We start from the raw sequence: 26,736 nt of genomic DNA, 5'->3' as shown, positions 1-26,736 counted from the left end.
TTCCGGTGCCTGGTAGGCCCCTGGGGCTTTCCTCGTCTCGGATCACCTGGTAGTGTGATGACTGACACTTATGCTGCGTCACCTTCTTGAGGAGCTCCATGACCACGCCCACCAGCTCTGAGCCTCTTGAGTCCCGGCCACCCGTCCAGGAGGCGGTCTCCCCGACCCCGGGCCCACAGGTCACCCCGAGCCCGCAGGGGGGCGGAGCCAGGCCCGACCCGGGCATCCCGGTGGCCTCGCGTCGTCCCGGCGCCCCGGCTGGCCCGGCGTCGCCCCAGCCCGTCTCCGGTGTCAGGAGGTACTGGTCAATGCTCCTGGGCGGCGCCGTGGTCAGCTGCCTGACCACGCTCCTGATCGCCGGCGCCCTCCACCCGCTGTTCGTCTACGTCTGGGTGCACCGCGTCGGGCGCATCCAGGTGCCCGCCCTCGCCCTGGTCCTGCTGCCCTCCTACATTGCGCACCGCCGCTACGGTCCGGGGCGCTCGGGGCTGACCACCGCCTCCTTCCGGTTCGTCTACTGGACCACGACCGTGCTCATGGGGACGGCGACCGGCATTATGGTCGCCCTCTCCTTGTCGCGAGGTTTCCTTGAAGCGCCTCCCGACTACTTCTGGCCGGCTGTGCTCTCCTGGGTGGCCATCGTCCTCCTGGTGCTCATGGCCGTGGACGGGATCGTGCGGGCCCTGGGCCGCCGGGGGGTGTTCCGCTGACAGGCCGGTGGCGGGCCCGCGGGGCGGGGCACGGCGCCCGGCAGTATGCACAGGGAAGTCACAGCACAGGCACGGGGCCTCCTAAGAGCTACCTCCTTATGGTTGTCGTCACAAGCGAGCCCCGTCTGAAGCTGAGGGATTATGACCGTCTCACGTCGCACCGTCCTCCAGGCCGTCCCGGTCACCGCCCTGCTGGGTGGACTGGCCGCCTGCTCCACGGGCTCCCGCCCCACGGGCTCCGCCACGTCCGGTGCCACCGCCTCCCTGGCCCTGGACACCACCGCCTGGCGCTATGACGCCACCGGCGACGTCTACTACCAGACCGGCCTGACCTACGTGTCCTCCCCGCAGGCCCCCGACTACGAGACCCTCGGCGTGTTCGTGCCCGGCGCCTACATGGACGGCACCGACAACGGGGACGGCACCTACACCGCCACCGTCCGGGCCTCCGGGACGGTGGGCTCCTTCACCGCGGCCACCGCACCCGTCGTCTACCCCGTCAACACCCCCGGCTACTCCGCCCAGAGACCGCCCACCGGGTACTCCTACGCCTCCGTCCAGGCCTACATGGAGGCCGGTTTCGTCTACGTGCACGCCGGGCTGCGGGGGAAGGACTCGGTGGGGGACTCCTACTCCGGCAACGCCCCCTGGGGGGTGACCGACCTCAAGGCGGCCGTGCGCTACCTGCGATACAACGCCGACGTGCTGCCCGGCGACAGCACCAAGGTCTACGTGTTCGGCCACTCCGGCGGGGGAGCCCAGAGCGCCGTGGCCGGGGCCTCCGGCGACTCCGCGCTCTTTACCCCCTACCTGACCGCCCTGGGCGCGGCCATGACCAACGCCGCGGGCGCCACCCTGTCCGACGCCGTGGCCGGGGCCATGTGCTGGTGCCCCATCACCTCCCTGGGAAGCGCCGACGCCGCCTACGAGTGGAATATGGGGCAGTTCGCCACCACCTCCACCCGTGCCGAGGGCACCTGGACCAGGGCCTACTGCGCGGACCTGGCCGCCGCCTACCCCGCCTACCTCAACGCCCTGGGCCTGAAGGACGCCGACGGCACCGCCCTGACCCTCCAGGCCTCGGCCAGCGGCACCTACCTGGCGGGCACCTACTACGACCACCTCGTCGGCGTCATCCAGGACTCCCTCAACGAGTTCCTGGCCGTGACCACCTTCCCCTACACGCCGTCGAGCACCCACATGGCGGGCATGGACGGCCAGGGCGGCGGGCCCGACGGCGGGGAGGCACCCAGCGGCGGGCCCGACGGCGGGAGCGTGGGCCCCGGCCTGCCTACGGGCCCCGGCGCGAACTCCGACACGCCCCCGGGCGGTGGGAGGATCCCCGAGACCGCCGAGCCCGCTGCCAGGACCACCGACGGGGGAGCCGACACCAGCTCAACCACCTACGCCACCGTCGAGGACTACATCGCCTCCCTCAACGCCACCACCACCTGGGTCACCTACGACGCGGCCACGAACACCGCCACCATTACGGGCCTGGCCGACTTCGTGGTCAGCCAGAAGCCTCCCAGCAAGGACGTGGGCGCCTTTGACGGCGTCGGACGCGGCCAGACCGAGAACGTGGTCATGGGCCGGGGCGCGAGCGGGCTGCACTTCTCCGCCGTGTGCCGCGACGTCGTCGCCGCCGGGGAGCACGCCTACGCCGCCCTGGGCGGCTGGAGCCCGGACTACGGGTCGTCCGCCTACGACACCGACCTGGCCGCTACCGACCCGGCAGGCACCACCACGGTCACGCGGGTGGACATGTACGACCCCCTGTCCTACCTCACGGCCTCCTCGCAGTACGCGGGCACCTCCACCGTGGCGCCCGCCTGGCGCATCCGCACCGGCCTGACGCAGGGCGACACCGCCTCCACCGTGGAGCTCAACCTCGCCCTCGCCCTGAGGGCGGCGGGCGTGGGCTCGGTGGACTTCGCCACCGTCTGGGGCCAGGGGCACACCATGGCGGAGTCCGCCGAGTCCGGTGAGACCAACTTCATTGCCTGGGTCACCCGGCAGGCGGCGGGCTGAGGACGCGCCCCGCTCCTGCCCCGCTCCTGGGCGCGGGCCCGGGGTGGCGGGCCCCGCGCGACCGGGTGCGTCCTGTCGGGTCCGACGCGGCGGAGCGCGCCATTGACCGCCTCCGGGGGCGGCGGCGTGTATGGTCCTTGCGATCCACCGTCGTGGAGCAGCAGCCGGATGGTGCCGGAAAGGAGAGGTACGTGCTTGCCCTGGGAATGGTCCTCGCGGTCCTGGCCGCCATCGTCCACGTGGTCATCTTCTACATGGAGTCCATTGACTGGGAGGGGCCGCTGGCCCGAAGGACCTTCGGCGGGAGCCCCACCCAGGCCAGGCCCCACACCTTCTACGCCTACAACCTGGGCTTCTACAACCTCTTCCTGGCCGTGCAGACCTTCTGCGGGGTCATCGCCCTGAGCACGGGATTCACCGCCACGGGGGGCGCGCTCACCCTGGCGGGGACGGGCTCCATGCTGGCCGCGGCGGCCGTGCTCTACCTGGCCGCCCCCGAGTACCGCACCGCCGCCGTCAAGCAGGGGACCTTCCCCCTGGCGGCCGTGGTCCTGGTGTCCCTGGGCCTCATCTTCTAGCCCTCTCCCGGGCCCGACGTCCGGCCCGCGGGCGGTCTGGCCACGATACGAGGTCTATGCGCGGTCCTGGTGGGGACGGGGCCCGCCAGTGCCCCGATGTGGCCACTGTCCTCATGGTGAGCCGAGGTCGGTGACGGCGCGCTCGGCCCCGCGCCGGGAGACACGACAGAAACCCTGGACGGCCCGTTCTCACGGGAAATAAGTACCGTTCTCGCGAGCAATAAGTACCGTTCTCACGGGAAATAAGTACCGTTCTCGCGAGCAATAAGTACCGTTCTCACGACGAACAAGTACCGTTCTCACGAGCAATAAGTACCGTTCTCACGACGAACAAGTACCGTTCTCGCGGTGCTCTTACTCGCACACGCTGACCGCCACCCCGGCGGCACGCAGCTCGGCCAGGGACTCCTCCGGGGCGTCGGAGGTGACCAGGATGTCGTCCACGTCCTCCAGGGACCCGAACCGGTAGGTCGAGGCGCGGGTCAGCTTGCGCGTGGTGGTGGGCAGCAGGACCCGGCTGGCCGAGGCGATAATCGCACGCTTGACCACGGCGTCCTCGGGCTGGTACGTGCACAGCCCGGAGGCGGGGGAGGCGGCGCAGGCGCCCAGGACCGCCGTGTCGGCCCGGAAGTCCCGCAGCGCGTCCACGGTCATGACGGTGAGCAGGGACAGGGTCTCGGTCTCCACCGGGCCGCCGGGGATAGTGACGCGCGCCCCGGGGACCTCGGCCAGCGTGGCCGCCGTACGCAGCGACAGGGCCATGACGGTCAGGTCCCGTCCGGCCAGGTGGTGGGCGATCAGCTCGCAGGTGGTGCCGTTGTCCAGGATGAGGCTCTCGCCGTCCTCAATGCGCGCGGCGGTGGCGCGGGCCAGGACCCGCTTGGCCTCCATGTCCTCGCTGGCGCGCACGGCGTAGGTGGGGCGGGCCCCACGCCTGGTGGGCAGCAGGGCGCCGCCGTGGACGCGCCGCACCAGGTCACGGGAGGCCAGGTCGGACAGGTCACGGCGGATGGTCACGACGGAGACGCCGGTCAGGCGCGCCAGGGCGTCAACGCTCACGGGATCGACCCGGTTGAGGGACCTCAGAATGGTGCGCTGGCGCTCGGCGGGGGTGGTGGTAGGTGTCATAGTTAACGCCTATGGTAGGCGCATTGGCCGCCAGACGCGCGTGACACCGGTCAGGCACGTGCGCGGGCCGGCGTATCAAGGAGGCGGCCAACTTGTCGGGGGACCACCAGGCGGGCAGGCGCGCGGGCCAGCGGCACCGGTAGCCGTCCGGGTGACGTGCACCTCCCGGTACCACGGCGGCGCCTGGCCTAGGGTGGGCGCACCGCCCGCGACCGGCACGAACAGGGAGGAGGCGGGGCCATGATCGAGTTCGACGGCGTCACCAAGCAGTACGGGCGTGACGCACCCGCCGTGGACGCCTTCACGGCCACGTTCCGCGACAGGGCGGTCACGGTGCTCCTGGGCTCCTCGGGCAGCGGCAAGACCACGCTCCTGCGCATGGTCAACCGCATGGTCGAGCCCACCAGCGGCCGGATCCTGCTGGATGGCGCGGACGTGGCCGACGCCGACCCCGTGGCCCTGCGCCGCTCCATCGGCTACGTCATGCAGAACGGCGGCCTCCTGCCCCACCGCACCGTGGTGGACAACATCGCCACCGTGCCGCGCCTGAACGGCGTCCCCCGCGCCACCGCCCGCCGTCGGGCCCACGACCTGCTGGCACAGGTCGGCCTGGACGACTCCCTCGCCTCCCGCTACCCCCACCAGCTCTCCGGCGGGCAGGCCCAGCGCGTGGGCGTGGCCCGGGCGCTGGCCGCCGAGCCCTCCGTGCTGCTCATGGACGAGCCCTTCGGGGCCGTGGACCCCCTGGTGCGCCGCGAGCTCCAGGACGAGCTCCTGCGCCTCCAGGCCGACATGGCCAAGACCATCGTCTTCGTCACCCACGACGTCGAGGAGGCCCTCACCCTGGGCGACGACATTATCCTGCTGAGCGCGGGCGCCCACATTGCCGCCCGGGGCAGCGGCCCGGAGCTCCTGGCTGGCAGCACCGACCCCTTCGTCACCCGGTTCCTCGGCCTGGGCGGGGACGGGCGGCGCCTGTCCCTGGGCGGGGACGGGACGGTGGTCACCGACAAGTACGGACGGGCCGTCGGGATCCTGGACAACGGGGCCCCGGGCACGGTGGCCCCCACCACGGGGGTCCGCGCCGCCAGGGACGGGGCCGCCAGGGGCGAGGTAGTCAGGGACGGGGCCGCGAGCGCCCCCGCAGGGCGGGCGGTGGCCGGTGCGGGGGATGCCGCGCCCGCCGGGCCAGGAGCCCGCGGTACCGCGACCCCGGGGAGCCGCCCGTGACCTGGGTGCTGCGCAACCTCGACCTCGTCGTCTCCCTGCTGTACGCCCACCTGGCCCTGGCCCTGCCCGCGCTCGCGGCCACGGCGCTCCTGTCCCTGCCCCTGGCGCGCCTGGCCGTGGGGGTCAGGCCCCTGCGGGCGCTGCTGGTGGGGGCCGCCTCCCTGCTGTACGCCGTCCCCTCCCTGGCGCTGTTCGTCATCCTGCCCTCACTCATCGGCACCACGATCCGCAGCGACCTGAACGTGGTGGTGGCCCTGAGCCTGTACGGCCTGGCCCTCCTGGTGCCCGCCGCCACGGAGGCCTTTGCCGCCGTGGACCGCCAGGTGCTCGACGCCGCACGGGCCCAGGGCATGACCGGCCCCCAGCGCTTCCTCGGCGTGGAGCTGCCCCTGGCTGGCCCCGCCCTCCTGGCCGCCCTGCGCGTGGTCACCGTCTCCACCGTCTCCCTGGTCACCGTGGGCGGGGTGCTGGGGGTGCGCAGCCTGGGGCTGCTCCTGACCGACGGCTTCCAGAAGGAGGGGGCCGGGGCCGAGGTGGCCACCGGGGTGGTGGTCACCATGCTGGTGGCCCTGGTCCTGGACCAGGTGCTGCTGGTCCTGGGCAGGATCCTCATGCCCTGGACCAGGGGCTGGCACCCCGGTGCGCGCTCCGGCGGTACGCGCCGCCGGATCCGGATGAGGCGGCCGCTCCGGCTGGGGCGGCGGCTCCGGCTGGGGCGGCGCGCCGAGAGGAGGGGGGCGTGAGGTACCTCCTGGAGACCCTGGCCTGGCTGGGGCAGGGCGCCCACTGGCGCGGCAGCACGGGGATCGGGCTGCTGGTGGCCCAGCACCTGGGCTACTCCCTCCTGGCACTGGCCCTCGCCTCCCTGGCCGCCGTCCCCCTGGGCTGGTGGATGGGGGCCACGGGTCGCGGGCGGGCCCTGGTAGTCGCCCTGGGCGGGGCGGCACGGGCCCTGCCGACCCTGGGCGTGGTGACCCTGACGGCGCTGTGGCTGGGGATCGGGCTGGCCGGCCCCCTGGTGGCCCTGGTGGTACTGGCCTTCCCCAGCGTCCTGGCGGGGGCCTGCACCGGGGTCGAGGCCGCGCCCCACGAGGCCGTGGACGGGGCGCGCGCCTGCGGCATGACCCCGTTGCAGGTCCTGGCCCGGGTCCAGGTGCCCCTGGGCGCCCCCCAGCTCCTCGGGGGGCTGCGCTCGGCCAGCCTCCAGGTGATCGCCACCGCCACCCTGGCCGCCTACACCGGTGCCGGGGGCCTGGGGCGCCTCATGTTCCTGGGGCTCAAGACCCAGGACTACCCCATGATGCTGGCCTCGGCGCTCCTGGTGGTGGTCCTGGCGCTGGCCTCGGAGACGTTCTTCGCCCTGGTGCAGCGGGCGGTCAGGCCGCCCGGGCGCCGTGACTCCAAGGAGAAGGTATGAGCCACGTGCCCCGCGGCCCCCGCCGTCGGACCACCTCGGCCCCCGCCGGCAGGGGGGTGGGCCGATCCTGCCCCCGATCGGCGCCCGCCCCAGGAGGCGCCGGTGCTCACGTCCCCTCCAAGGTGGGGGGACCCGGGAGGCCGGGGGCGGGCCGGCCCCGGCGTGACGGTGCGCCGGGCGGGAGTGCGCCGAGTGCGGGTGCACCGGGCGGGAGTGCGCCGAGTGCGGGTGCACCGGGCGGGGACGGGGCCGCGCGCCTGGGACGGCGTCGGCTCCTGGCCGCCTCCGGGGTCCTGGGCGCGGCCTGGGTCCTGGGTGCCTGCGCCTCGGACGACCCCCTGGGGACCAGGCGGGAGCGCCAGGGCGAGGGGGTCATCGTGGGCAGCCAGCAGTACTACTCCAACGAGGTCATTGCCGAGCTCTACGCCCAGGCCATGGAGGCCGTCGGCCTGACGGTCAGCCGCCAGTACCAGATCGGCCAGCGCGAGGTCTACGTCCCCGAGCTGCGCGCCGGGAACATCGACGTCATCCCCGAGTACGGGGGCAACCTCCTGAGCTTCCTGGACAAGGAGGCCACCGCCCGCGACGCCGAGGGGATCCAGGCCGCGCTGCTGGAGGCCCTCCCGGCGAACCTGACCGTCCTGGAACCGGCCCAGGCCACCGACCAGGACTCCTACGTGGTCACCCGGGCCACCGCCGAGAGGTACCAGCTGACCTCCATCGCCGACCTGAGGGCGCTGGGACGCGCCGTCACCATCGCCGCCAACAGCGAGCTCGCCACCCGCCCCTACGGGCCCACGGGCCTGGAGAGCGTCTACGGGGTCAGGGCCGTGGTGGAACCCGTGGAGGACTCCGGCGGGCCGCTCACCCTCAAGGCCCTGACCGACGGCGACGTGGACGTGGCCGACATCTACACGGCCAGCCCCGCGGCTACCGGCTCCGACCTGGTGGTCCTGACCGACCCGCAGGGCCTGATCGTCCCCCAGCGGGTCACGCCGCTGGTGTCGGCCACCCTGGCCCCTGAGGCGCGTGAGGCGATCGGTGCCGTCAACGCCCGGCTGAGCGCGCAGGAGCTGCCCCGGCTCAACCGGGCCAGCGCCGTGGACCACCTGCCCACCGCGGACATCGCCTCCCAGTGGCTGGCCAGCCAGGGGATCGTCTGACCCGGGCACCCCACGGCCGCAGGCGGGCCTAGCGGGCAGACGTGGTCGGCCGCGGGCGGCGGGGAGCGGCCCGGGCTCCTCAGCCCCGGGCCTGCCCACCGGGACGCCGGTAGGGTCCGGGCCCGCCTCGGTCAGTGGCAGGTGGCGGCGGGCCCCGGGCAGGGAGGTAGATAAATGATCATTTTAGTTAGATATGATCATTGGCAGCGATCGTATGGACTTTTACCGTTCATGGTGTCAGCCGGACGGGGCACGAGCCCCACCCCGGAACCGATACGAAAGGTCTCCACCATGAACACCACCGTCACCCGCCTGGCCGCCTCGGTCACCAGGATCTTCAACGCCTGGTTCAGCCGCACCACCGCCGAGGTCTACGGCACCGCCCCCAAGAGCCACTACCTCCACGACGTCCTCCTGGGCGGTGACCAGGACGACTACCAGCCCCTTGCCTGAGCAGGCGGGCGGCCCCCTGGACCTTCTGGGAGGTGGACCAGGCGCGACCAGGGCGGGCAGGGAGAACGCGGCCAGGACCTGGACCTTCTGGGAGGTGGACCAGGTACCAGCCCCTTGCCTGAGCAGGCGGCTCGGCGGGGCCGCGACGGGCGGGCCTGTCGGGCCGGGGCGGGCGCGGCGTCGCCCCACGACCCCGCCCACGCAGGTAGTATGTGCTTCTCATCACCTATGCTGCTGTACGGAGGCACCATGACCCGCATTGACCACGCCGCCGTCTGGGTGGCCGACCTGGAGGCCGCCCGCGACTTCTACACCACCTGGTTCGGGGGAGTTGCAGGTGAGCTCTACCACAACCCCCGCACGGGCCTGTCCACCTACATCCTCACCTTCGGGACCGGCGCCCGCCTGGAGCTCATGACCCGCCCGGACGTGACGGTCCCGGGGGCGGGGGACCGCCTGGGGTGGGCGCACATCTCCTTCGCCCTGGCGGACCCGCCCGCCGTGGACGCCCTGGCCCGGCGGGCGCGTGAGGTGGGGGTCCAGGTGGTGGACGGCCCCCGACGCACCGGGGACGGCTACTACGAGGTCGCGCTGCTCGACCCCGAGGGCAACCGGGTCGAGGTCGTGGCCGGGGACTACGCGCCGGCCTCCTGAACGGCGTCCGTGGTGGCCGGGACGCAGGCCCGGGGCGGCGCAGCGAGCGTGCCACAGGAGGGCGTGACACAGGTCCCTGTGGTGGTCCGGCGGGAGGCCTGAAAACCGGGGCCGGGCGCAGGTCTCCGTGGTGGTCCAGTCGCCCTGCGGCTGCCGAGCGGCCCGGCTGGTGACCCGGCTGGCCCGGGCAGGTCCTTAAGCCCGACGGCGCCAGACGTCCACCCGCCAGCCCGCGTCGCCTGAGCGGGGGCGCCAGGTACCGAGGACATCGCTGTCCTCCTCGTCACGCTCCCACTGGGCGAGGTCAATGCTCGGGGCGCGCACGAGCACAGGTGCCACCGCCCCCTCCGGCCCGGCCAACCCACCCGGCACGCCTGGCACGTCCGGCCCGGCCGTACCGGAACCGGTGTTCCCACCGGCTGCGGCGCACGTCACCCCGTCCGCTCCGGCTCTAACGCGCCCGGCACCCAGGCTGGCGGCCACATCCAGGTCAATGGTGCTCACCACCAGCAGGTCCGCGACCCCGGCCTCCATGGCCTGGCGGTAGACACTGCCCCCGCCCATTACCCAGGTGCGCGGCCAGGAGGCGGCCCGGCCCGTTCGCGGGTCCGCCCCCAGCTCCTCCTCTAGGCCGTCCGCGGCCAGCGCCAGGGCCTGCTCCAGGCTGCTGGCGCGGTGGGCCCCCGGGGCGGTCCAGTCCTCAGAGCGCGTCATGACCACGTTCCGGCGTCCCACCAGCGCCCCCTTGAGTGAGTCCCAGGTGGTGCGGCCCATGACCAGGCCGCCGCCCAGGGTCACGGCCTTGAAGTGGCGGAAGTCCGCGGGAACCCGCCACAGCATGCCCTCCGCCGACCCCAGAACCCCACCGTGGTCCTGGGCCCAGACCATACCCACCGGGGGCAGGCCCCCGGAATCCGGGGCAGCGGGCGGGAGCACCGGCACCCGCCCCGTGCCCCCGGGAGCCGGGGGGCGGGATGGGCCGGGGGGCGGAGGCTGCGGGACGGGCCCGGCGTCGGATTGCTCCACGGCTCACACCGCCACGGGGGCGGGGATGGCGGGGTGGTGGCGGTAGCCCTCCGAGGCGTCAATGTCGTCCATGGTGTAGGCGTCGATGGACGGCGCCGCCCCCAGGCGCAGGCGGGGGAAGGGGTAGGCCCGGGGCACGCGCGAGAGCTGGGTGCGGACCTGCTCGACGTGGTTGTCATAGACGTGGCAGTCCCCGCCGGTCCAGATGAGCTCCCCCACATCCAGCCCCGACTGCTGGGCCAGCATGTGGGTCAGCAGCGCGTAGGAGGCGATATTGAAGGGCACACCCAGGAAGAGGTCCGCGCTGCGCTGGTAGACCTGCAGGCTCAGGCGCCCGCGGACCACGTAGCACTGGAAGAGGACGTGGCAGGGGGCCAGCGCCATACGGTCCAGGTCGGAGACGTTCCAGGCGCTGACCAGCATGCGCCGGGAGTCGGGGTCGGTGCGCAGGGTGTTGATGAGCCCGGCTATCTGGTCGATGGCGCCCCCCTCACGGCTGGGCCAGGACCGCCACTGGACGCCGTAGACCGGCCCGAGCTCGCCGTCGTCCGCCCACTCGTCCCAGATGGTGATCCCCTGCTCGGCCAGCCAGCGCGTGCTCCCGGTCCCCTGGAGGAACCACAGCAGCTCGCCCTTGACGGCCTTCATGGCCACGAACTTGGTGGTGACGCGGGGGAAGCCGCGGGTCAGGTCGTAGCGCAGCTGGCGGGCGAACACCGAGCGGGTGCCGGTGCCGGTGCGGTCGCCCTTGGGGGCGCCGTGGGCCAGGACCTCCGCCAGGAGGTTCTCGTAGGCCACGTCCACCCCCGCCGGAGGGGTCAGGCCCGCCTCGGCCAGGGCCGGGTAGGTGCTCGACGGCGTCGCCTCGGTCATGGGCGGTGGCCTCCTTACGGGGTGGGACGGGTGGTGTGCGAAGGCGGTGCCTAGCCGCCGCTGGTAGCGGGCACCGCGGTGGCCTACAGGGCCGTGGGCATCGGGGCGGTGGGCACCAGGGCCTGCGGGTCCGCGGTGGCCGGGAGGGCGTCCGTGGGCCCCAGCGCCGCCTGGGCCCCCTCAATGACCTGGCTGGCCAGGGCCCGGCCGCCGGTGTAGCCGATGAACGCGCCGATCCCGAAGGGGATGAGCCGTCCCAGGGCCAGCGCCCCGCCCCGGGCCGCAACGCGGCGGGTCAGGCGCCTGGTCAGCTCGACGTTGACGGAGCGGACCGTGGGGATGGGCATCTGGGTGAGCAGCTGCGCCGCCCAGAACAGGGTGGACAGGCCCAGCTCCCCCTGGACCGCGCGGCTGCCCTCCTCACCCAGGAGGGCGGACAGGACCAGGGCCCGACGTCGCTCGGCGTCGGCCACGTGCAGGCCCTGGAGCTCGGCGACGGTCAGGACGTAGGTGACGGCGGAGGCCATAAAGACCGCGGTCTGCCCCACCGTCAGGGCCACGGATGTGCCCGTGCCCACCACGGGCAGGGCCGCCGAGGCCCCCACCGCGCCGGAGGTCAGGCCCGACTCGTGGCGGAAGCGGTTACCGGCCAGGACGACGAGCTCACTGACATCGGCGTCGGGACGGTCCCTGCGCATGCGGGCCACCCGCTCCTCGACCCGTGAGGCGGGTAGCGTAATAGCGGCGTCGAGCGCCTGCTCCAGGTGCCTGGAATCCATAGGGCCTCCGTTTCGTGCGGGCTGCCCGCGGGGCGCGGTCAGAATTAAGAGTACGGGCCAGGGGACGGCCCGCCACCGCTCGGCCTGCCGCCGGACCCGGCACTGCCGCCGTGGCCCGTGCGGGGCGGCCCCGGCGTTGGTTAGCGGCCCGCCACCGCCCGGCCTGTCAGCGGGACAGTCCCGCCCGGCCTGCCGCCGTGGCCCGTGCGGCCCTACTCGGAGGCCGAGTCGTCCAGGAGGTGGAGGCTGGTGCGCGCGCCCCTGTCGATCGTGTGCCCCACGGTGCAGGAGCGGTCAACGGCGGCGTCGACCCGCTGACGCAGGGTGTCCAGCTGCTCGGGGGTCAGGTGTGAGAGGTCGGCCACCAGCTGGACGTCAAAGGCGTCGTAGCGCTCCTCCGCCTCGTTCTTGGTGGTGGCCGCGATGACATTGGCCTCGAAGTCCTCCCCGAGCGCCTTGGCCAGACGGTGGTCCGCGGACAGGGAGTTGCAGGTGGCCAGGGCCATCTTGATCAGCTCGCCGGGGGTGAACTCGCCGGGGCCGGTGCCAATGCGTACCTCGGCGCCGCGGGCGTTGTGCCCCAGGTACTGGCGGGTCCCGGTGCGCTCGGCCCACACGGAGTTCTGGGGGGTCGGGACAATGCGCTGGTCGGTGCTCATGGACCCATGGTGGCACGACTGCCTGGGTACCACCTCCATCGGCGTCGGCGCGGGCGGCGGAAGACGGGCAGGCTGGGACGGTTCACGCAGGCGCCTCCGTCGGCGTCCGGGCGGGCGGCGCTCATGGCGGCCTTGTGCCTGGGCCGGGGCGTGACCGACGGGGCGTGCCCGACAGGGCGGCTAGATTAGCGCCTGGGCCCTGCCCGCCGCCCACTGGGGGCAGGTGGGCCGGGGCGCTGAGAGAAGGGTGGCATGGTGTCTAACGACCAGTCAGAGCGTCCGCACCCCGGCGCGGCCTTCGGGATCCCCTCCGGGGCGAGCGGGGAGGAGGTCGTGGACGCCGTCTTCGGTGACGGCGTGGACCGCGGGGGCCTGGAGAGGCTGCATGCGCAGGACCGGGGCGAGGAGTCCGATGCGGGCATCGACCCCGACCTCCTGCCCTACCTCCAGGCCGCCGACGCACCCGAGGGCGTGTCCCTCGCCGACGTCCGTGAGGCCGACCGGGCCCGGGAGCAGGCCGCCGCCGACGCGCAGGCCGAGAACCTGGCCGCCCTGCGCACGCTCGTCGCCGCGAGCCTGCTGTCCGGCGGCGACCCGGAACACCTTGACGCCCTCCTGGCGGAGGTTGACGAGGAGGCCGGGGACGAGGACGACTGGGAGCCCGTCCTACCCGACACGCCCCCCGGCGCCCCCGGCGCGGAGCCGCGAGACACCCTCGACGCCTCCCCCGGGGCCCACGCCGCCGCCCTGCGCGCGGCCGCCGCCCAGGTGGAGGTCTCCGCCCGTATGCGCGCCGTCGAGGCCGAGATCCTCTCCCGCGCCCCCGAGCACAGGGTCCAGCCGAGCCTGGAGCGCGTCGAGGCGGTCCTGGACCTCATTGGCCACCCCGAACGCTCCTATAAAGTGGTGCATATCACAGGAACGAACGGCAAGACCTCGACCGCCCGCATGACCGAGCGGCTCCTGGCCGCCACCGGCCTGCGCACCGGACGCTTCACCTCCCCGCACCTGGCCACCGTCCGCGAGCGCATCGCCCTGGACGGGGAGCCGGTGAGCGAGGAGGGCTTTATCGCCGCCTGGGAGGACGTGCGCCCCTACGTGGAGATGGTCGATGAGCGCTCCGCCGCCACCGGGGGGGTGCGGATGAGCTTCTTCGAGGTCCTGACCGTCATGGCCCTGGCCGCCTTCGCCGACTACCCGGTGGACGTGGCCGTGGTCGAGGTCGGCATGGGCGGGCAGTGGGACGCCACCAACGTGGTGCGCTCCCAGGTGGAGGTCATCACCCCCATCGGCCTGGACCACAAGGCCTGGCTGGGCGACACCATTGAGGAGATCGCCACCACCAAGGCCGGTATCGTCAAGGACGGGGCCACCCTGGTCACCTCCCTCCAGCCCCGGGCCGCCCAGGAGGCCATTGTCCGCGCCGCCGCCGCCCACGACGTCGTCTGGCGCCGCGAGCTCGACCCGGAGTCGGAGTACGCCGGACAGCCCGGTGCCGGGGAGCTGTCCGTGGTCAGCCGCCAGCTGGCGGTGGGCGGCCAGCTGGTGACCCTGGCCACGGCCGCGGCCGTCTACGAGGACGTCTTCATCCCCCTGCACGGGAGCTACCAGGCCCACAACGCGCTCCTGGCGCTGGCGGCCGTCGAGGCCGTCATGGGGGGTAGGGCCCTGCCGGCCACGGTCGTCCAGGACGGCCTCGCCTCGGCCACCAGCCCCGGGCGCCTGGAGGTGCTGCGCTCCTCGCCCACCGTCCTGGTGGACGCCGCGCACAACCCCCACGGCGTGGCCGCCCTGGTGGAGGCGGTGGAGGAGGTCTTCGGCCTGCGCCACCTGGTGGCCGTGACGGCCGTCATGGCGGACAAGGACGTCGAGGGCGTCCTGGCCGAGCTGGAGCCCGCCTGCGACGCCGTGGTCTGCGTGCCCATGGACTCCCCGCGCGCCCTGGACGTGGAGGACCTGGCGGCCGTGGCCCGGGAGGTCTTCGGGCCCGAGCGGGTGCGTACCGCCGAGACCCTGGCCCAGGGCGTGGAGCAGGCGGTGACCCTCTCGGAGGGCCACGACGCCCCCCTGACCGCCTCCGGGGTGCTCATTGTGGGCTCCGTGGTGCTGGCCGCCCAGGCCCGTGAGCTCCTGGGACGCCCCTGAGACCCACTTCCCCGGCCCCCGGGCCCTCGGCGGGGCCTGCGCCGCCTGGGAGCCCGGGCCGACGGTTCCCCGGCCCCCGGGCCCTCGGCGTTGCCGGGGCCAGCGAGCTGGCAGGCGCCCCTGGCGGCCCGGGCAGGGCCCCTATAGGCTCGGGGCCACCCCGATGAAAGGACCCCGTCATGACTGACCGTATCCTCGTCCTGATCAAGCCCGACGGCGTCGAGCGCCGCCTGGTCGGCGAGATCCTGCGCCGTATCGAGGCCAAGGGCTACGACGTCACCGCCCTGAAGACGGTGGTCCCCACGCCCGAGCTGCTCGCTGAGCACTACGCCGAGCACGTGGACAGGCCCTTCTACCCCGGTCTGGTGGAGTACATGACGCGCGGTCCGGTGGTCGCGGCCCTCGTCGAGGGCCACCGGGTGGTCCAGGGGGTGCGCTCCCTCATGGGCGCCACCGACCCCACCATGGCCGCCCCCGGCAGCATCCGGGGCGACCTGGCCCGTGACCAGGGCGGTGAGGCCATGGAGAACCTGGTCCACGGCTCGGACGGCCAGGCCTCCGCCGAGAGGGAGATCGCCATCTGGTTCCCCGAGCTGGGCTGAGCCGGCAGGGGAGCAGGGGCGGTGCGCTGCCGCGGCCGTCCCTGCCACTCAGCCCCGCTACCCGCCCCTGCCGCCCGGCCCGTCCCGCTCAGCCCTTGAGGCCGGAGGTGGCCAGGCCCTCGATGACACGCTTCTGCATGGTGAAGAAGATGAGGAAGATCGGGGCCATGGACATGACGGAGGCGGCCATCATGAGGGCGTACTCGCTGGAGTGCTGGCCCGCCATGGTGGCGATGCCCACGCTCAGGGGCATGGTCTCCTCCCGGGTGGTGACGATCAGCGGCCACAGCAGGTCGTTCCAGGACCACAGGACCGTGACGATCGTGACCGCCGACAGCCCCGGGCGCACCAGCGGGAACATGACCCTCCAGAAGGCCTGCCACGGGTTGCAGCCGTCCAGGCGCGCGGCCTCCTCCAGCTCCACGGGCAGGCTCATGAAGGACTGGCGCATGAGGAAGACCCCGAAGGCGGAGAAGAAGCCCGGCAGGACGATGCCCCACACGGTCTCCAGGAGCCCCAGGTCCCGGACGAGCTGGTACTGGCCGATGAGGTAGGACTGGCCGGGCACCATGAGGATGGCCAGGAGCAGCCCGAAGAGGAGCCCCCGCCCCCGGAAGGGCATGCGGGCGAAGGCGTAGCCGCCCAGGGAGCACAGGACGAGCTGGACGCCGGTGCGTAGCACCGTGATGGACACCGAGACCCAGAACTGGCTCATGAAGGGGATCCTGCGGAAGACCTCCGCGTAGTTGGACCACATCCAGTGCTCGGGGACCAGGCGCGGGGGAGCCGCCTGGATCTCGGTGTTGGTCGACAGGCTCATGAGGACCTGGTACACGAAGGGGAAGACCATGACCACCCCACCGGCCAGCAGCAGGACGTGGACGGGCAGGTAGCGGCGCTGGGAGGCGAGGGCGGCGCGCCAGCCGCGGGTGCGCGTCTCAGACATAGTTCACCCACCTCCTCTGCCCCAGGAACTGGACGAAGGTGACCACGGCGACGCAGGCGAAGATGACGACGGCCACGGCCGCGCCCATCCCCTGGTCGGAGTTGACGAAGGCCTCGCGGTAGAAGAGGTACACCAGGGAGCGCGTCCTGGGCTCCGCGGGGTTGTTCGTGCCGATCATGGCGAAGAGGGCGTCAAAGAGCTGGAAGCCCCCGATGGTCGTCATAATCGTCAGGAAGAAGATCGAGGGGCTGAGCAGGGGCACGGTGATGGAGCGGAACTGGCGCCAGGCGGAGGCGCCGTCGATGCTCGCGGCCTCGTAGAGCTCCCGGGGGATGGACCTCAGCCCGGCGGACAGGATAATGACGTTGAAGCCGACCGACCCCCAGACGCCGAACAGGGCGACGGCCAGGAGCGCCCAGCCGGGGGTGACCAGCCAGTAGGGCGGGTCGGCGACCCCCAGGGCCCTGAGGAGCTGGTTGAGCAGGCCGAAGTTGCCGTTGTAGACGAGTTTCCAGACCTGGGCCACCGCCATGGGCATGGCCAGGTAGGGCATGAAGTACAGCGTGCGGTACAGGCCCCTGCCTCGCAGGCCGGGTAGCTCGATCATGGCGGCCACGGCCACTGACAGCGGGATGCCCAGGAGGACGACGCCGGTGTAGAGGAGCGTGTTCGCCATTGCCGAGCCCAGGTCGGGGCTGGACAGGACGTCCTGGTAGTTCTGGAGCCCCACCCACCTGGGGCTGCCGCCGAAGGCGTTGCGCTGCTGGAGGGAGACGACGAGGTTCTTGACGATGGGCCAGTAGTAGAAGACGGCCACCCCGGCCATGAGCGGCCCGATGAACAGCACCGGCCACGCGCCGACGCTGGTGGGGCGGCGGCGCCGTCGTCCACCGGCCCCCGGGGTGGTGGCGGACGCGCCCCGGGGGGAGGGGGAGGGGGTCATGTCAGCCCTCCTTGGCCAGCTCGCCGTTCATGAACGTGGCGAGCTGGGAGGCGGCGTCGGTGACGGTGGTCTGCCCGGCGAAGGCCGGGGTGAGGTAGTCCCCCTCGTGGTCGGCCCAGGCGCTGGTGTTCTTCGAGACGGGGTAGGTCACCGCGTAGGTGGAGGCGGCCTCGGTGAAGATACGGCAGCTCCAGGACGAGTAGGTCTCGAGCCAGGGGGCCTGGGTGCCGTTGAAGGCCGGGATGGCCGTGCCGTTGCGGGCCTCGGTCTCCTGGGAGGCCCGGGAGGCCATGTGGGCGGCCAGGGCCTTGGCGGCAGCCTTGTTCCCGGAGGTCCTGGCCACCGCCCAGCCCAGGCCGTGGATAATGCTCCCCCTCTTCTCGCCCTGGGGCAGCGGGGCGACGTCGACCTCCTCGAGCCTGCCGGCGAAGGCCTCCGCAATGGGGGCGCACTGCCAGTCACCGGCCCAGAGCATGGCGGACTTGCCGGAGGTGAACATGGACTCGGGCTTGGTGTCCGCCACGACGGCGGGCGGGGCCACCGAGCCGTCGGCGATCCAGTCCGCCCAGCACTGCAGGCCCTTGACGCTGGCGGGGTTATCGAAGCCGCTCCTGCCGTCCTTAATGACGTAGCCGCCCGCCTGGGCGATCGTGTTGTAGTAGGTGCCCTGGCCGTCGCCGTTGACCGTGGTGGCGCAGCCCCAGATCCCCTGGTCCTTGCCCCAGGCGGAGATGGTCCTGGCCGCGGTGTGGAAGTCCTCCCAGGTCCAGTCCTCGGTGGGCAGGGCGGCCCCCGCGGAGGCGAAGAGCGTCTTGTTGTAGAAGACGCCGATCGTGTCGTAGTCCTTGGGGATGGCGTAGTGGACGCCCTGGTAGGTGTACAGGTCCACCAGGGAGGTGGGGTAGTCGCTCCAGGCGATGCCCGCGGCGGTGACGTCGTCCAGGGGCTCAAGCATGTCGTTGCCCGCGTACAGCTGGATATTGGGGCCGTTCATCCACATGACGTCCGGCAGCGTCCTGCCCTCGGCCTGGGTGCGCAGCTTCTTCCAGTAGTCCGCGTACGCCGTCAGGTTCGTGGTGACCGTGATATTGGGGTAGGTCTCGTTGAAGCTCTTGATATTGGCGTCGATCGTGGGCGTCTGGCTCTTGTCCCAGTAGGCCAGGGTCAGCTCCGCCTTCGTGTCCGGGGCGATGGACGCCGAGGTGTCCGCGCCACCCCCGTCGTCGGAGCAGGCGGCCAGGGCCAGGGCGATCGAGGTGGCGAGCGTGCCCGTCAGGACGCTGCGCCGGGTGAGGGTGTGCATGGGAGGCTCCTTTGTCTCGTGGTCGGGTGGGGCTGAGGGTGCTCAGCGCACCTGGTTTCGCGTGAAGTAGTCGACGACCTCGGGGGGGAGGTCGGGGATGGTGCGCGGGGTCGAGCCGTCGCGCAGGGACTCGGTGGCCTGGATGCCGGCGGCGACGGCGTACCACGCCCCCAGCGGTGAGGTGTCCGTGGGCGTGCCCTCACGGACGAAGCGCATGAACTCGGTGATGGTCAGCACGTCGGCGTCCCCGTGGCCGCCCGCGTCCCCGACAATGGGGAAGACCTCGTCGCCCTCGGCGTTGTAGTGGGTGCGCCGGTTCCACAGGCGGATGAGCCCGCCCTCGCCGTCACCGAAGTTCTCAATGCGCCCCTCGGTGCCGATGACCGTGTAGTTGCGCCAGTAGTCGGGGGTGTAGTGGCACTGCTCGTAGGAGGCGTAGACCCCCGAGTCCATGCGCATGAGCACCATGGACAGGTCCTCGACGTCAATGACCGGGCTCAGGCCCTTCTGGCTCAAGGGCGGCCAGTTGTCCAGGGAGTACCAGCTGTGCATGAGCTCGTCGGAGCGGTCCGCCCGGTCCGTGACCTGGTGGTAGAGGGTCTGCCCGCCCATGGCCACCACGCTGGTGGTGTGGGAATCCGCCAGCCAGTGCATGACGTCGATGTCGTGCGCCGCCTTCTGCAGCAGCAGGCCCGTGCCGTGCTCCCTGGTGGCGTGCCAGTCCTTGAAGTAGAAGTCCCCGCCGGAGCCCACGAAGTGCCGGCACCAGATGGCCTTGACCTCGCCGATCCGCCCCGAGCGGATGAGCTCGCGCATGGAGCGCACCACGTGCATGTGGCGCATATTGTGCCCCACGTACAGGCGGGTGCCTGTCTCGTAGGCGGTGCGCAGGACGCGCGTGGCCCCCTCCATGGTGATGGCCAGGGGCTTCTCCAGGTAGACGGGGACCCCCGCCCGCAGGAGCTCGCAGGTCACGTCCGCGTGGGTGTCGTCGGGGGAGGTCACGAAGGCGACGTCGATCCCGGTCCCCACCAGGTCGGTCACGCTGGTGGTGATGGACACCGAGTCGGGGTCCCGCTGGAGGCGGGAGGCCACGCGCTCGCGGGCCCGGGGGTGGGTCTCGCAGACGGCGGTGATCCGGCCGTTGTTCTCGGGCCTCTCGGCGGCCAGGGTGAACTTGGCCCGGGCGCCGACCCCGACCACCCCGACGCGCAGGGTGTCAGAGGGCCGGGACGTGGCGGCGGTGGCGGTCATGGTGCTGTGCTCTCCTGTGGTTGCGGCGTTGCTGACGGTCTCCACGCCCTGCAGGGGGGTGACGGGGACCTCGTCGGCCCCCGTGACGGCCTGGTTGGCGTGGTCCAGGGCGAGGGACAGGGCGCCGACGGCCGCCGCCGCCCACCCCAGGTGCGCGCTCTCCACCCGGAGCCGGGGGGACCACTGCGTCCCCTTGGCGCGCATGAGGGACATGAGGGGCAGGACTATGGAGCGGGCGCGCGCCGTCGGCGTCGAGATGACAATGAGGTCGGGGTCCACGACGAGCCCCACCGAGGAGATCGTCAGGGCCACGCGCTCCACCCAGTCCTCGTCCGGGGCCTGGGCGTCCTCCAGGCGCAGGTCCAGGGCGGCGGAGATCTCGCCGGCGGTGAAGCGGCTGCCCCGGTGCACCCTGCCCGACAGGACGAGGCCGGAGTGGATCCCCCGGGCCACCAGGATGTAGAGCAGGTCCCCCTGGGCGGCGATCTGCCCGTCCTGGACCCTCAGGCGGAACTCCCCCAGCGCGGCCATGTTGATGTCGTTGTCCACGTCCACCGCCACACCCAGGTCGTGGCGGAGGTTGCCCGCCAGGTCGAAGCCGTCCCACTGGGGGACCAGGTCCGCGTGGAGGACGACGCCGGCGTCGTCGGGGATCCCGGTGGTGGAGACGGACAGGTGCCGCAGGGGGCCGTAGCCGGACAGCCTGTCCGCCTCCTGGGTGAGGGCGGCCAGGAGGTCCGGGTAACGCCGCTCCTCGCTCAGCGGCGAGGTCCGGGCCGCCACGACGGTGCCGTCCAGGGTGGCGGCGCTGACCAGGACGGAGGAGACCAGGACGTCGGCTCCCAGGACGTAGCCCGCGCGCGGGGAGAGGGACCAGCCGGTCGCCGGACGGCCCGGGGTGGGGTCCACCAGGTCCTGGGAGACCACCAGGCCCTGGTCCTCCAGGTCGGCCAGGACGGCGCTCGCCGTGGGGCGCGAGGTCCCCGCGGCCCGCGCCAGGTCGGTGACGCTGCTGACCCGGGCCCGGCGCAGCCGGTCCCACAGCGCGGCGGCGTTGGCGGCGCGGGTGGAGGTCCCGGGGTGTCCTGGCATTGTCCGCTCCTGTGGGGGTGTGGGATCAGGGTCGACTGGCGTCCTCACCAGTGTGAAAGAGGGTTTCAAAACCTGCTTTGGTTATAGGGGTACAGTAGCACCCGTCACGTCTTCTGTCACGTTCTCCGTCACGTCCTGGGTGCGCCGGGGCGGGCCTGGGTGTGTCGGGGCGCGGCGGGCGCGGGCTCGTCCCCTGGGCCGTGCCCCAGCACGTGGGCTCGGGCGCGGTGGGTCGCATGGGCGGGGGCGCGGACCCCGGGTACATGTGCCAGGTGTCCGTGTCTGTTCCCCGGGGCGCACCGCAGTACGTGGTCGCCCGGGCGCGTGGGCGGGGGCGCGGCGGGCTCAGCCCCGGCGCACTGCCACCAGCAGGCCGTCACCCACCGGCAGGAGCGTGCAGACCAGCAGGTCGGAGGCGCGTACGGCCTTGGCCAGCTCGCGGGCCGCCACGGTGGCCGGGTCGCGGCGGGCGGGGTCGGCCACGTGGTCCGCCCACAGGGCGTGGGTGACGGCGAGCACCCCGCCCACGCGCAGCATGCGCAGGGCGCCCTCGGCGAGGTTGGCCGCCTCCACGGGGTCGACGTCCAGGACCACCATGTCGTAGGAGCGGGCCGCCATGCGCGGCATGACGGCACTGGCCCGGCCCTGGATGAGACGGATCCGGGAGGAGGGGTACCCGGCGGCGTCGAAGGCGCGGCGGGCCTCACGCTGGAGCTCGCTCTCGACGTCGATGGTGGTCAGGACCCCGTCGCGGCCCATGCCGCCCAGCAGCCACAGGCCGGACACGCCGGTGCCGGTACCGATCTCGGCAATGCTCTTGGCGCCGACGGAGGCGGCCAGGACCCGCAGCGCGGCCCCGGTGGCCACGCTGACCGGCTCCACCCCGAGGCCCATCCCACGCAGGCGGGCCTGGGTGGCGGCCTCTTCCTCCAGAGGGAACTCCTCGGTGTAGGTCCAGGTCAAGGTCTTGTCGGCACTCACCGCGCTGCCTTCCTCACATGATCACGTCCTGCGCCCGGGTACGGACGCGCCAGCTCCTATTGTTTCAGGTACCGGTGAACAGGCTTGTTCCTGGTCTTGCGGACGATGCCGGGTATCGCCACAGGCAGAGCCTACCGGTGCCCGCGGCGGCACGTGCCCCGGGCGGCTCCCTATACTGGGCGCGTGTTCGGCATCAACGGCAACGAGTTCATCGTCATCCTCCTGGTGGCGGTGATCGTGGTGGGTCCCCGGCGTCTGCCTGAGTACACCCGTAAGCTCACCCAGCTCATCCGTCAGCTGCGTGTCTTCCTGGAGCAGGCCAAGGCGCAGATCGCTGAGGAGGTGGGCCCTGAGCTCGGCGACCTCAACCTCGCCGACCTCAACCCCCGCAACTACGACCCGCGCAAGATCGTGCGCGACGCCCTGGGTGAGGACCTCGACGCCATTAAGCGCGACCTGGCCAACCCCCTGGCCGCGGTGGCCTCTACCGCCAAGGAGGCCTCGGACGCCGTGGCCGCTGACGTGCGGGCCCTGGCCGCCCAGGAGCGTTCGGACTCCCTGGGCAAGCGGATTGAGGCGCAGGCCGAGGCGGCGCGGGCCGGGGCTGAGGCTGAGGCCGCCCAGGGGAGCGGGAGCGAGGCCGAGGCGGCCGGAGCGACTAGTAGCCAGGTTAAGGAGGCCCAAGGGACCGGGGCTGAGAGCGCTCAGGCCGGGGCCGGGGTTGAGGCCGCCCAGGTGGCCGAGGCCAAGAGCGAGGAGACGCGGGCCGAGGCGGCTGACACCGTCCGGGGGCCTGAGCCGGGCGCCGGGGAGGAGCCTATGAGCGACACCACCTCGCAGGCGGGGTCTGCGGAGACGGCCTCAGCGCCGCAGGCTGAGGTGTCCCAGGAGCAGGACACCACGCCCGACGACCAGGAGCAGACTGCCGCCCAGCCGGTAGTCCAGGGGCGGGATACTGCGCCTGGGGAACAGCGTCCTGACGTGCTCCAGGAGCAGCAGGACGCCACGCCCGGGGAGCAGCGGGCTGCCGCCCCCGATGACCAGGAGCAGGACGCCGTCGTGACTGGGTCCCGGGACGGGCAGACCGCGACCTCGGAGGCGGCCGCCATTCCCACCAGCCTCACTGAGGCGTCGGGCGACCTGCCCCCCAGGCCGCTCTCCCCACGTGACATTGTCCGGGCCGCCAAGGCCGCCGCGAGGACGCGCCCGGAGGCGGCGACCCTGACCGTGGACGCCTGAACGTGCTGTCACGCGGGTGAACGTCGTCTCGCCCAGGTGAACGCCCTCTTATGTGGGTGAACGCCCTCTTGCCCAGGTGAACGCTACTCCAAACGGAGTTCATATGCATGAAAGCGCGTTCAGGCGCTCTCAAGCGCGTTCACCTGCGTTCAGGCGAGTTCAGCACGAACTGGTCCGGACCAGCCGGGCACTTAGCACCGGCCAGCCGGGCGCTCAGGTATTGACGGGGCTCACGCCCAGGGGGCGGCGGGCCAGCCCGCGGGCACGGTGCCCGATGCTGGAGGCCACCCGCGCCAGCTCCAGCGCGGCGGGGGAGTCCGCCGGGGGCCTGCCGTGGTCGCTGACGGTCACCGGCACGCCGAGGTCTGAGCCCTCCCGCAGGCGGATGTCCAGGGGCAGCTGGGCCAACAGCGGCACCTGGTAGCCCAGGACCTGGGTCAGGGAGTCGGAGACCGCCTGGCCGCCGCCGGACCCGAATATCTCCAGCCTGGAGCCGTCGTCCTGGAGCAGGTAGGACATGTTCTCAATGACCCCCAGGACCTTCTGGTGGGTCTGGGCGGCAATGAGGCCGGTGCGCTCGGCCACCTCCGCGGCGGCGGCCTGGGGGGTGGTGACCACCAGGATCTCCGCGTTGGGCAGGAGCTGGGCCACGGAGATGGTCACGTCACCGGTACCGGGGGGCAGGTCCAGTAGGAGCACGTCCAGGTCCCCCCAGAAGACGTCGGAGAGGAACTGCTGGACGGCCCGGTGGAGCATGGGCCCGCGCCAGATCACCGGCTGCTTGTCGTCCACGAACATGCCGATGCTCATGACCTTGACCCCGTGGGACACCGGGGGGACGATCATGCCGTCGAGCTGGGTGGGCGGGTAGTCCGCACCCATCATGCGGGGGATGGAGAAGCCGTAGATGTCGGCGTCCACCACCCCCACGCTCAGGCCCTGGGCGGCCAGGGCGGCGGCCAGGGCGGCCGTGACCGAGGACTTGCCCACCCCGCCCTTCCCGGAGGTCACCGCGTAGACGCGGGTCAGGCTGCCGGGTTTGGTGAAGGGGATCACCGGCTCGGCGGCGCCCCCGCGCAGACGGGCGCGCAGCTCGGCGCGCTGCTCGTCGTTCATGACCCCCATACGCACCTCGACGCCGGTGACCCCCTCCACGGAGCCCACCTCACGGCGCGCGTCCTGGCTGAGGGTGTCCTTCAGGGGGCACCCGGCGACGGTCAGCAGGATCAAGACGGTGACGAGGCCGTCGTCACCGATCTCGACGGACCCCACCATGCCCAGGTCGGTGATCGGACGGCGGAGCTCGGGATCGATGACGCGGGACAGGGCCTCGCGGACGGCCGCTGGCGTGGGCTGTGGCATGCGTCCATCCTAGGAGCCCGGCCACCGGGCCTCACCGTGGCGGGGAGCACGCCTGTGAGGGCCGTCAGACGTTGTCACACCCTGGTCTCAGGACAAACTAACGCTAGGCTGGGCCCCGTTCCCGTCCACGTAACACCTGTGACACCATGAGCATCTCAGCACAGTCCGTGAACCCGTCTGTCTCTACCTCCTCCACCCCCCGTTCTCTTCCTCCCCGGGCCCGGGTTCGGGGGCTCGACGGCGTGCGCGCGCTCGCTGTCTTTATGGTCCTGGCCTACCACCTCCTGCCCGGGGCGCTGCCCGGCGGGAAGGTCGGCGTGGACGCCTTCTTCGTCATCTCCGGCTTCCTCATCACCAGCCTGCTGGTGGACGAGCGGCGTCGTACCGGGTCCACCAACCTGCGGCGCTTCTGGGTCAGGCGCCTGCGTCGGATCGTCCCGGCCCTGCTGAGCACCATCGTGGTGACGGTGTCGCTGGCGGCCTGGCCGGGGGGCGACGTCCTGCTGGGCATACGCCGACAGGTCCTGGGCGCCATCGGCCTGGTCTACAACTGGGTCGAGATATTCGCCGGATCCTCCTACTTCGACCAGGCCCAGCCCAGCCTGCTGACCAACGTGTGGTCCCTGGCGGTTGAGGAGCAGTTCTACCTGGTGTGGCCGCTCCTCCTGCTGCTGCTCCTGGGCAGGGCGGACTCCCGGTGGCGTCGGTACCTGGCCTGCGGGGCGGCCGTCGTGCTCACCGCGGCCTCGGTGTGGCTCTCCCTGACCCTGGCGGCCCGCGGCGCCGACCCCTCACGGCTCTACCTGGGTACCGACACCCACGCCTACGGGCTCATGGCGGGCTCGGCCCTGGCCCTGCTCCACGGGCACGTCCTGGACCCCACCCGGGTGACCACGCCCCTGCTGGAGCGGACGCGCGCGGTGGTGTCCTGGGCGGGGCTGGTGGGCCTGGTCCTCATTGCCGCGCTCACCTCCGACCAGATGCCCGGCGGGACCCGGACCACCACCTGGGTCCTGGTGGGGGCCTCGGCCTGCACCGTGGCTCTCCTCCAGGGCCTGACCCCGGAGGTCGCCGGCCCGGCGCTGGCCCTCAGCCCCGGCTCCTGGCTGCCCGCCCTGCTGGAGACCGCCCCGCTGCGCTGGCTGGGGACCCGCTCCTACGGCCTGTACCTGTGGCACTGGCCCCTGTGGGTGCTGGCCTTCTACGTGGTGCCGCCCACCGCCCCCCAGGCCCTGGTGGCCCTGGGCGTGACGGTGGTGAGCGTGTTCTTCGCCGAGCTGTCCTTCCGGTACTTCGAGACCCCGATCCGACGTATGGGGGTACGGGCCTGGGTGCGTTCGGTCACCCGGACGCGCCTGCGTCTGAGCCTGTCCGGTGGCCTGGGTGTGGCCAGCGTCCTGCTGCTGGGGGCGGCCCTGGCCCTCCAGCCCGCCCAGTCCACCGCCGAGGCCGCCATCCAGCGCGGGGCCCAGGCGCTGGCCTCCGCCACCCCGACGGCCTCGCGGCCCACCGAGACGCCCACGCCCGAGCCGACCTCCACCACGGCCGCGCCCGAGCCCCTGACCGGGGACCAGGTCTCCCTCGTGGGGGACTCCGTCAGCCTGGCCTCGGCCCCGGCGCTGGAGGCCTCCCTGCCCGGGATCGCGATCGACGCCCAGGTCTCCCGCTCCTTCTACGCGGGCCTGGAGACGCTCCAGGCCATGGACGCCGAGTACGGGCCCCGCCCCTACGTGGTGGTCGCCCTGGCCACCAACGGGGAGGTCCTGGGCGACCAGATCCAGGCGCTCCTGGACTACCTGGGGCCGGGGCGCAAGCTCGTCCTGGTCACGGGGTTCGGGCCCGCCCGCACCACCTGGATCCCCGGGGCCAACCAGACCATCCGCGACTTCGCCGCCGCCCACCCCGACCAGGTGGACGTGGCGGGCTGGGACCGGGCCATTGCCGAGCGCATGGAGCTCCTGGCCCAGGACCAGGTCCACCCCACCGCGGAGGGGTGCGACGTCTACGCCCAGGTGGTGGTCGACGCCCTCAACGCCCTCAATGTCTGAACCGCCCGCGGCAGGCCTGCGTGGCGGCGGCGGGACGGGCTGGCTCCCGCCAGCTGGTGGCGGTGACCCTGCGTGGCGGCGCGGGCCTGCGGGGCGGGCTGGCTCCCGCCCCGCCAGCCG

At 72.5% G+C, this 26,736-nt stretch carries 24 protein-coding genes; 13 read left to right on the top strand and 11 right to left on the bottom strand.

Features of this window, described 5'->3' with window-relative positions; translation table 11 throughout:
- Positions 1-98 precede the first annotated feature (98 nt).
- The 3 genes from JJJ15_RS03425 (at position 99) to JJJ15_RS03415 (ending at position 3,319) form a co-directional block, all read left to right on the top strand.
- Complete coding sequence (locus JJJ15_RS03425) at positions 99-710, top strand: hypothetical protein (protein ID WP_200511459.1); 612 nt, start codon at positions 99-101, stop codon at positions 708-710.
- Between the two features lie 141 nt (positions 711-851).
- Entirely contained in the window at positions 852-2,741 is a 1,890-nt protein-coding gene (locus JJJ15_RS03420; RefSeq protein ID WP_200511458.1) for a subtype A tannase, read from the top strand.
- Positions 2,742-2,932: 191 nt separating this feature from the next.
- Complete coding sequence (locus tag JJJ15_RS03415) at positions 2,933-3,319, top strand: DUF1304 domain-containing protein (RefSeq protein ID WP_174714757.1); 387 nt, start codon at positions 2,933-2,935, stop codon at positions 3,317-3,319.
- A 354-nt stretch (positions 3,320-3,673) separates the two neighbouring features.
- On the opposite strand, the gene JJJ15_RS03410 is transcribed toward JJJ15_RS03415, so the two are convergent.
- Positions 3,674-4,447, bottom strand: a complete 774-nt coding sequence (locus JJJ15_RS03410; RefSeq protein WP_106109483.1) for a DeoR/GlpR family DNA-binding transcription regulator — start codon at positions 4,445-4,447, stop codon at positions 3,674-3,676.
- 240 nt (positions 4,448-4,687) lie between these two features.
- Between JJJ15_RS03410 and JJJ15_RS03405 the strand changes: the two genes are divergently transcribed.
- The 6 genes from JJJ15_RS03405 to JJJ15_RS03380 all read left to right on the top strand — a co-directional run bounded on the left by JJJ15_RS03405 (position 4,688) and on the right by JJJ15_RS03380 (position 9,364).
- A complete protein-coding gene (locus tag JJJ15_RS03405) occupies positions 4,688-5,677 on the top strand; it encodes an ATP-binding cassette domain-containing protein (protein WP_200511457.1) in 990 nt (329 codons plus the stop codon).
- Positions 5,674-6,420: an ABC transporter permease subunit gene (locus JJJ15_RS03400; protein WP_106109481.1), complete on the top strand. Its 747-nt coding sequence runs from the start codon at positions 5,674-5,676 to the stop codon at positions 6,418-6,420. The genes JJJ15_RS03405 and JJJ15_RS03400 overlap by 4 nt, the downstream gene beginning before the upstream one ends.
- Complete coding sequence (locus JJJ15_RS03395; protein WP_106109480.1) at positions 6,417-7,094, top strand: ABC transporter permease subunit; 678 nt, start codon at positions 6,417-6,419, stop codon at positions 7,092-7,094. The genes JJJ15_RS03400 and JJJ15_RS03395 overlap by 4 nt, the downstream gene beginning before the upstream one ends.
- Positions 7,091-8,257 (top strand): ABC transporter substrate-binding protein, encoded by a 1,167-nt coding sequence (locus JJJ15_RS03390; RefSeq protein WP_106109479.1) that lies wholly within the window; start codon positions 7,091-7,093, stop codon positions 8,255-8,257. Before JJJ15_RS03395 ends, JJJ15_RS03390 begins: the two co-directional genes overlap by 4 nt.
- Before the next feature lie 291 nt (positions 8,258-8,548).
- Positions 8,549-8,710 carry a hypothetical protein gene (locus JJJ15_RS03385; RefSeq protein WP_165271586.1) on the top strand — a complete coding sequence of 54 codons (162 nt, stop codon included), beginning with the start codon at positions 8,549-8,551 and terminating at the stop codon, positions 8,708-8,710.
- 249 nt (positions 8,711-8,959) lie between these two features.
- Entirely contained in the window at positions 8,960-9,364 is a 405-nt protein-coding gene (locus JJJ15_RS03380) for a VOC family protein (RefSeq protein ID WP_106110701.1), read from the top strand.
- 195 nt (positions 9,365-9,559) lie between these two features.
- Here the strand turns inward: JJJ15_RS03380 and JJJ15_RS03375 are convergent, their stop codons facing one another.
- The 4 genes from JJJ15_RS03375 to JJJ15_RS03360 form a co-directional block, all read right to left on the bottom strand.
- Positions 9,560-10,300 (bottom strand): dihydrofolate reductase, encoded by a 741-nt coding sequence (locus JJJ15_RS03375; RefSeq protein ID WP_246742134.1) that lies wholly within the window; start codon positions 10,298-10,300, stop codon positions 9,560-9,562.
- Positions 10,301-10,393: 93 nt separating this feature from the next.
- Entirely contained in the window at positions 10,394-11,263 is an 870-nt protein-coding gene (locus JJJ15_RS03370) for a thymidylate synthase (protein WP_200511456.1), read from the bottom strand.
- 83 nt (positions 11,264-11,346) lie between these two features.
- Complete coding sequence (locus tag JJJ15_RS03365; RefSeq protein WP_200511455.1) at positions 11,347-12,042, bottom strand: hypothetical protein; 696 nt, start codon at positions 12,040-12,042, stop codon at positions 11,347-11,349.
- Positions 12,043-12,254: 212 nt separating this feature from the next.
- Entirely contained in the window at positions 12,255-12,701 is a 447-nt protein-coding gene (locus JJJ15_RS03360; RefSeq protein WP_106109475.1) for an OsmC family protein, read from the bottom strand.
- Between the two features lie 252 nt (positions 12,702-12,953).
- Here JJJ15_RS03360 and JJJ15_RS03355 point away from each other — a divergent pair, with 252 nt between their 5' ends.
- Together JJJ15_RS03355 and ndk are read left to right on the top strand one after the other, a co-directional pair.
- Positions 12,954-14,846 (top strand): folylpolyglutamate synthase/dihydrofolate synthase family protein, encoded by a 1,893-nt coding sequence (locus tag JJJ15_RS03355; protein ID WP_200511454.1) that lies wholly within the window; start codon positions 12,954-12,956, stop codon positions 14,844-14,846.
- Between the two features lie 179 nt (positions 14,847-15,025).
- Positions 15,026-15,448: a nucleoside-diphosphate kinase gene (ndk, locus tag JJJ15_RS03350; protein ID WP_200511453.1), complete on the top strand. Its 423-nt coding sequence runs from the start codon at positions 15,026-15,028 to the stop codon at positions 15,446-15,448.
- A gap of 88 nt (positions 15,449-15,536) precedes the next feature.
- Here the strand turns inward: ndk and JJJ15_RS03345 are convergent, their stop codons facing one another.
- The 5 genes from JJJ15_RS03345 to JJJ15_RS03325 form a co-directional block, all read right to left on the bottom strand.
- The gene (locus tag JJJ15_RS03345) at positions 15,537-16,394 is read right to left on the bottom strand and encodes a carbohydrate ABC transporter permease (protein WP_200511452.1); all 858 of its coding nucleotides are present in this window, start codon (positions 16,392-16,394) and stop codon (positions 15,537-15,539) included.
- On the bottom strand, positions 16,387-17,337 hold the full coding sequence (locus JJJ15_RS03340; RefSeq protein ID WP_200511451.1) for a sugar ABC transporter permease: 951 nt from the start codon (positions 17,335-17,337) through the stop codon (positions 16,387-16,389). Before JJJ15_RS03340 ends, JJJ15_RS03345 begins: the two co-directional genes overlap by 8 nt.
- 1 nt (position 17,338) lies before the next feature.
- Positions 17,339-18,640, bottom strand: coding sequence for a sugar ABC transporter substrate-binding protein (locus JJJ15_RS03335; RefSeq protein ID WP_200511450.1), 1,302 nt, complete (start codon positions 18,638-18,640; stop codon positions 17,339-17,341).
- Between the two features lie 42 nt (positions 18,641-18,682).
- Positions 18,683-20,986: an ROK family protein gene (locus JJJ15_RS13580; protein ID WP_200511449.1), complete on the bottom strand. Its 2,304-nt coding sequence runs from the start codon at positions 20,984-20,986 to the stop codon at positions 18,683-18,685.
- Positions 20,987-21,331: 345 nt separating this feature from the next.
- Positions 21,332-21,967: a class I SAM-dependent methyltransferase gene (locus tag JJJ15_RS03325; RefSeq protein WP_106109468.1), complete on the bottom strand. Its 636-nt coding sequence runs from the start codon at positions 21,965-21,967 to the stop codon at positions 21,332-21,334.
- Between the two features lie 183 nt (positions 21,968-22,150).
- Between JJJ15_RS03325 and JJJ15_RS03320 the strand changes: the two genes are divergently transcribed.
- A complete protein-coding gene (locus tag JJJ15_RS03320; RefSeq protein ID WP_200511448.1) occupies positions 22,151-23,206 on the top strand; it encodes a twin-arginine translocase TatA/TatE family subunit in 1,056 nt (351 codons plus the stop codon).
- A gap of 213 nt (positions 23,207-23,419) precedes the next feature.
- Here the strand turns inward: JJJ15_RS03320 and JJJ15_RS03315 are convergent, their stop codons facing one another.
- On the bottom strand, positions 23,420-24,568 hold the full coding sequence (locus JJJ15_RS03315; RefSeq protein WP_200511447.1) for an Mrp/NBP35 family ATP-binding protein: 1,149 nt from the start codon (positions 24,566-24,568) through the stop codon (positions 23,420-23,422).
- A 146-nt stretch (positions 24,569-24,714) separates the two neighbouring features.
- On the opposite strand from JJJ15_RS03315, the gene JJJ15_RS03310 reads away from it, so the two are divergent.
- Positions 24,715-26,616 carry an acyltransferase family protein gene (locus JJJ15_RS03310; protein WP_200511446.1) on the top strand — a complete coding sequence of 634 codons (1,902 nt, stop codon included), beginning with the start codon at positions 24,715-24,717 and terminating at the stop codon, positions 26,614-26,616.
- Positions 26,617-26,736: the final 120 nt, after the last annotated feature.

It is taken from the genome of Actinomyces sp. HMT897 (assembly GCF_016626125.1).
GTDB lineage: Bacteria > Actinomycetota > Actinomycetes > Actinomycetales > Actinomycetaceae > Actinomyces.
Note: the sequence above shows the minus strand (reverse complement) of the source record. Positions and strands in the feature narration are given on the sequence as shown.

Coding starts and splice junctions, on each gene's coding strand:
- JJJ15_RS03340 (WP_200511451.1), bottom strand. CDS start 17,337: ATGACCCCCTCCCCCTCCCCCCGGGGCGCGTCCGCCACCACCCCGGGG.
- JJJ15_RS03345 (WP_200511452.1), bottom strand. CDS start 16,394: ATGTCTGAGACGCGCACCCGCGGCTGGCGCGCCGCCCTCGCCTCCCAG.
- JJJ15_RS03380 (WP_106110701.1), top strand. CDS start 8,960: ATGACCCGCATTGACCACGCCGCCGTCTGGGTGGCCGACCTGGAGGCC.
- JJJ15_RS13580 (WP_200511449.1), bottom strand. CDS start 20,986: ATGCCAGGACACCCCGGGACCTCCACCCGCGCCGCCAACGCCGCCGCG.
- JJJ15_RS03405 (WP_200511457.1), top strand. CDS start 4,688: ATGATCGAGTTCGACGGCGTCACCAAGCAGTACGGGCGTGACGCACCC.
- JJJ15_RS03315 (WP_200511447.1), bottom strand. CDS start 24,568: ATGCCACAGCCCACGCCAGCGGCCGTCCGCGAGGCCCTGTCCCGCGTC.
- JJJ15_RS03425 (WP_200511459.1), top strand. CDS start 99: ATGACCACGCCCACCAGCTCTGAGCCTCTTGAGTCCCGGCCACCCGTC.
- JJJ15_RS03390 (WP_106109479.1), top strand. CDS start 7,091: ATGAGCCACGTGCCCCGCGGCCCCCGCCGTCGGACCACCTCGGCCCCC.
- JJJ15_RS03310 (WP_200511446.1), top strand. CDS start 24,715: ATGAGCATCTCAGCACAGTCCGTGAACCCGTCTGTCTCTACCTCCTCC.
- JJJ15_RS03365 (WP_200511455.1), bottom strand. CDS start 12,042: ATGGATTCCAGGCACCTGGAGCAGGCGCTCGACGCCGCTATTACGCTA.
- JJJ15_RS03335 (WP_200511450.1), bottom strand. CDS start 18,640: ATGCACACCCTCACCCGGCGCAGCGTCCTGACGGGCACGCTCGCCACC.
- JJJ15_RS03355 (WP_200511454.1), top strand. CDS start 12,954: ATGGTGTCTAACGACCAGTCAGAGCGTCCGCACCCCGGCGCGGCCTTC.
- JJJ15_RS03360 (WP_106109475.1), bottom strand. CDS start 12,701: ATGAGCACCGACCAGCGCATTGTCCCGACCCCCCAGAACTCCGTGTGG.
- JJJ15_RS03370 (WP_200511456.1), bottom strand. CDS start 11,263: ATGACCGAGGCGACGCCGTCGAGCACCTACCCGGCCCTGGCCGAGGCG.
- JJJ15_RS03410 (WP_106109483.1), bottom strand. CDS start 4,447: ATGACACCTACCACCACCCCCGCCGAGCGCCAGCGCACCATTCTGAGG.
- ndk (WP_200511453.1), top strand. CDS start 15,026: ATGACTGACCGTATCCTCGTCCTGATCAAGCCCGACGGCGTCGAGCGC.
- JJJ15_RS03420 (WP_200511458.1), top strand. CDS start 852: ATGACCGTCTCACGTCGCACCGTCCTCCAGGCCGTCCCGGTCACCGCC.
- JJJ15_RS03385 (WP_165271586.1), top strand. CDS start 8,549: ATGAACACCACCGTCACCCGCCTGGCCGCCTCGGTCACCAGGATCTTC.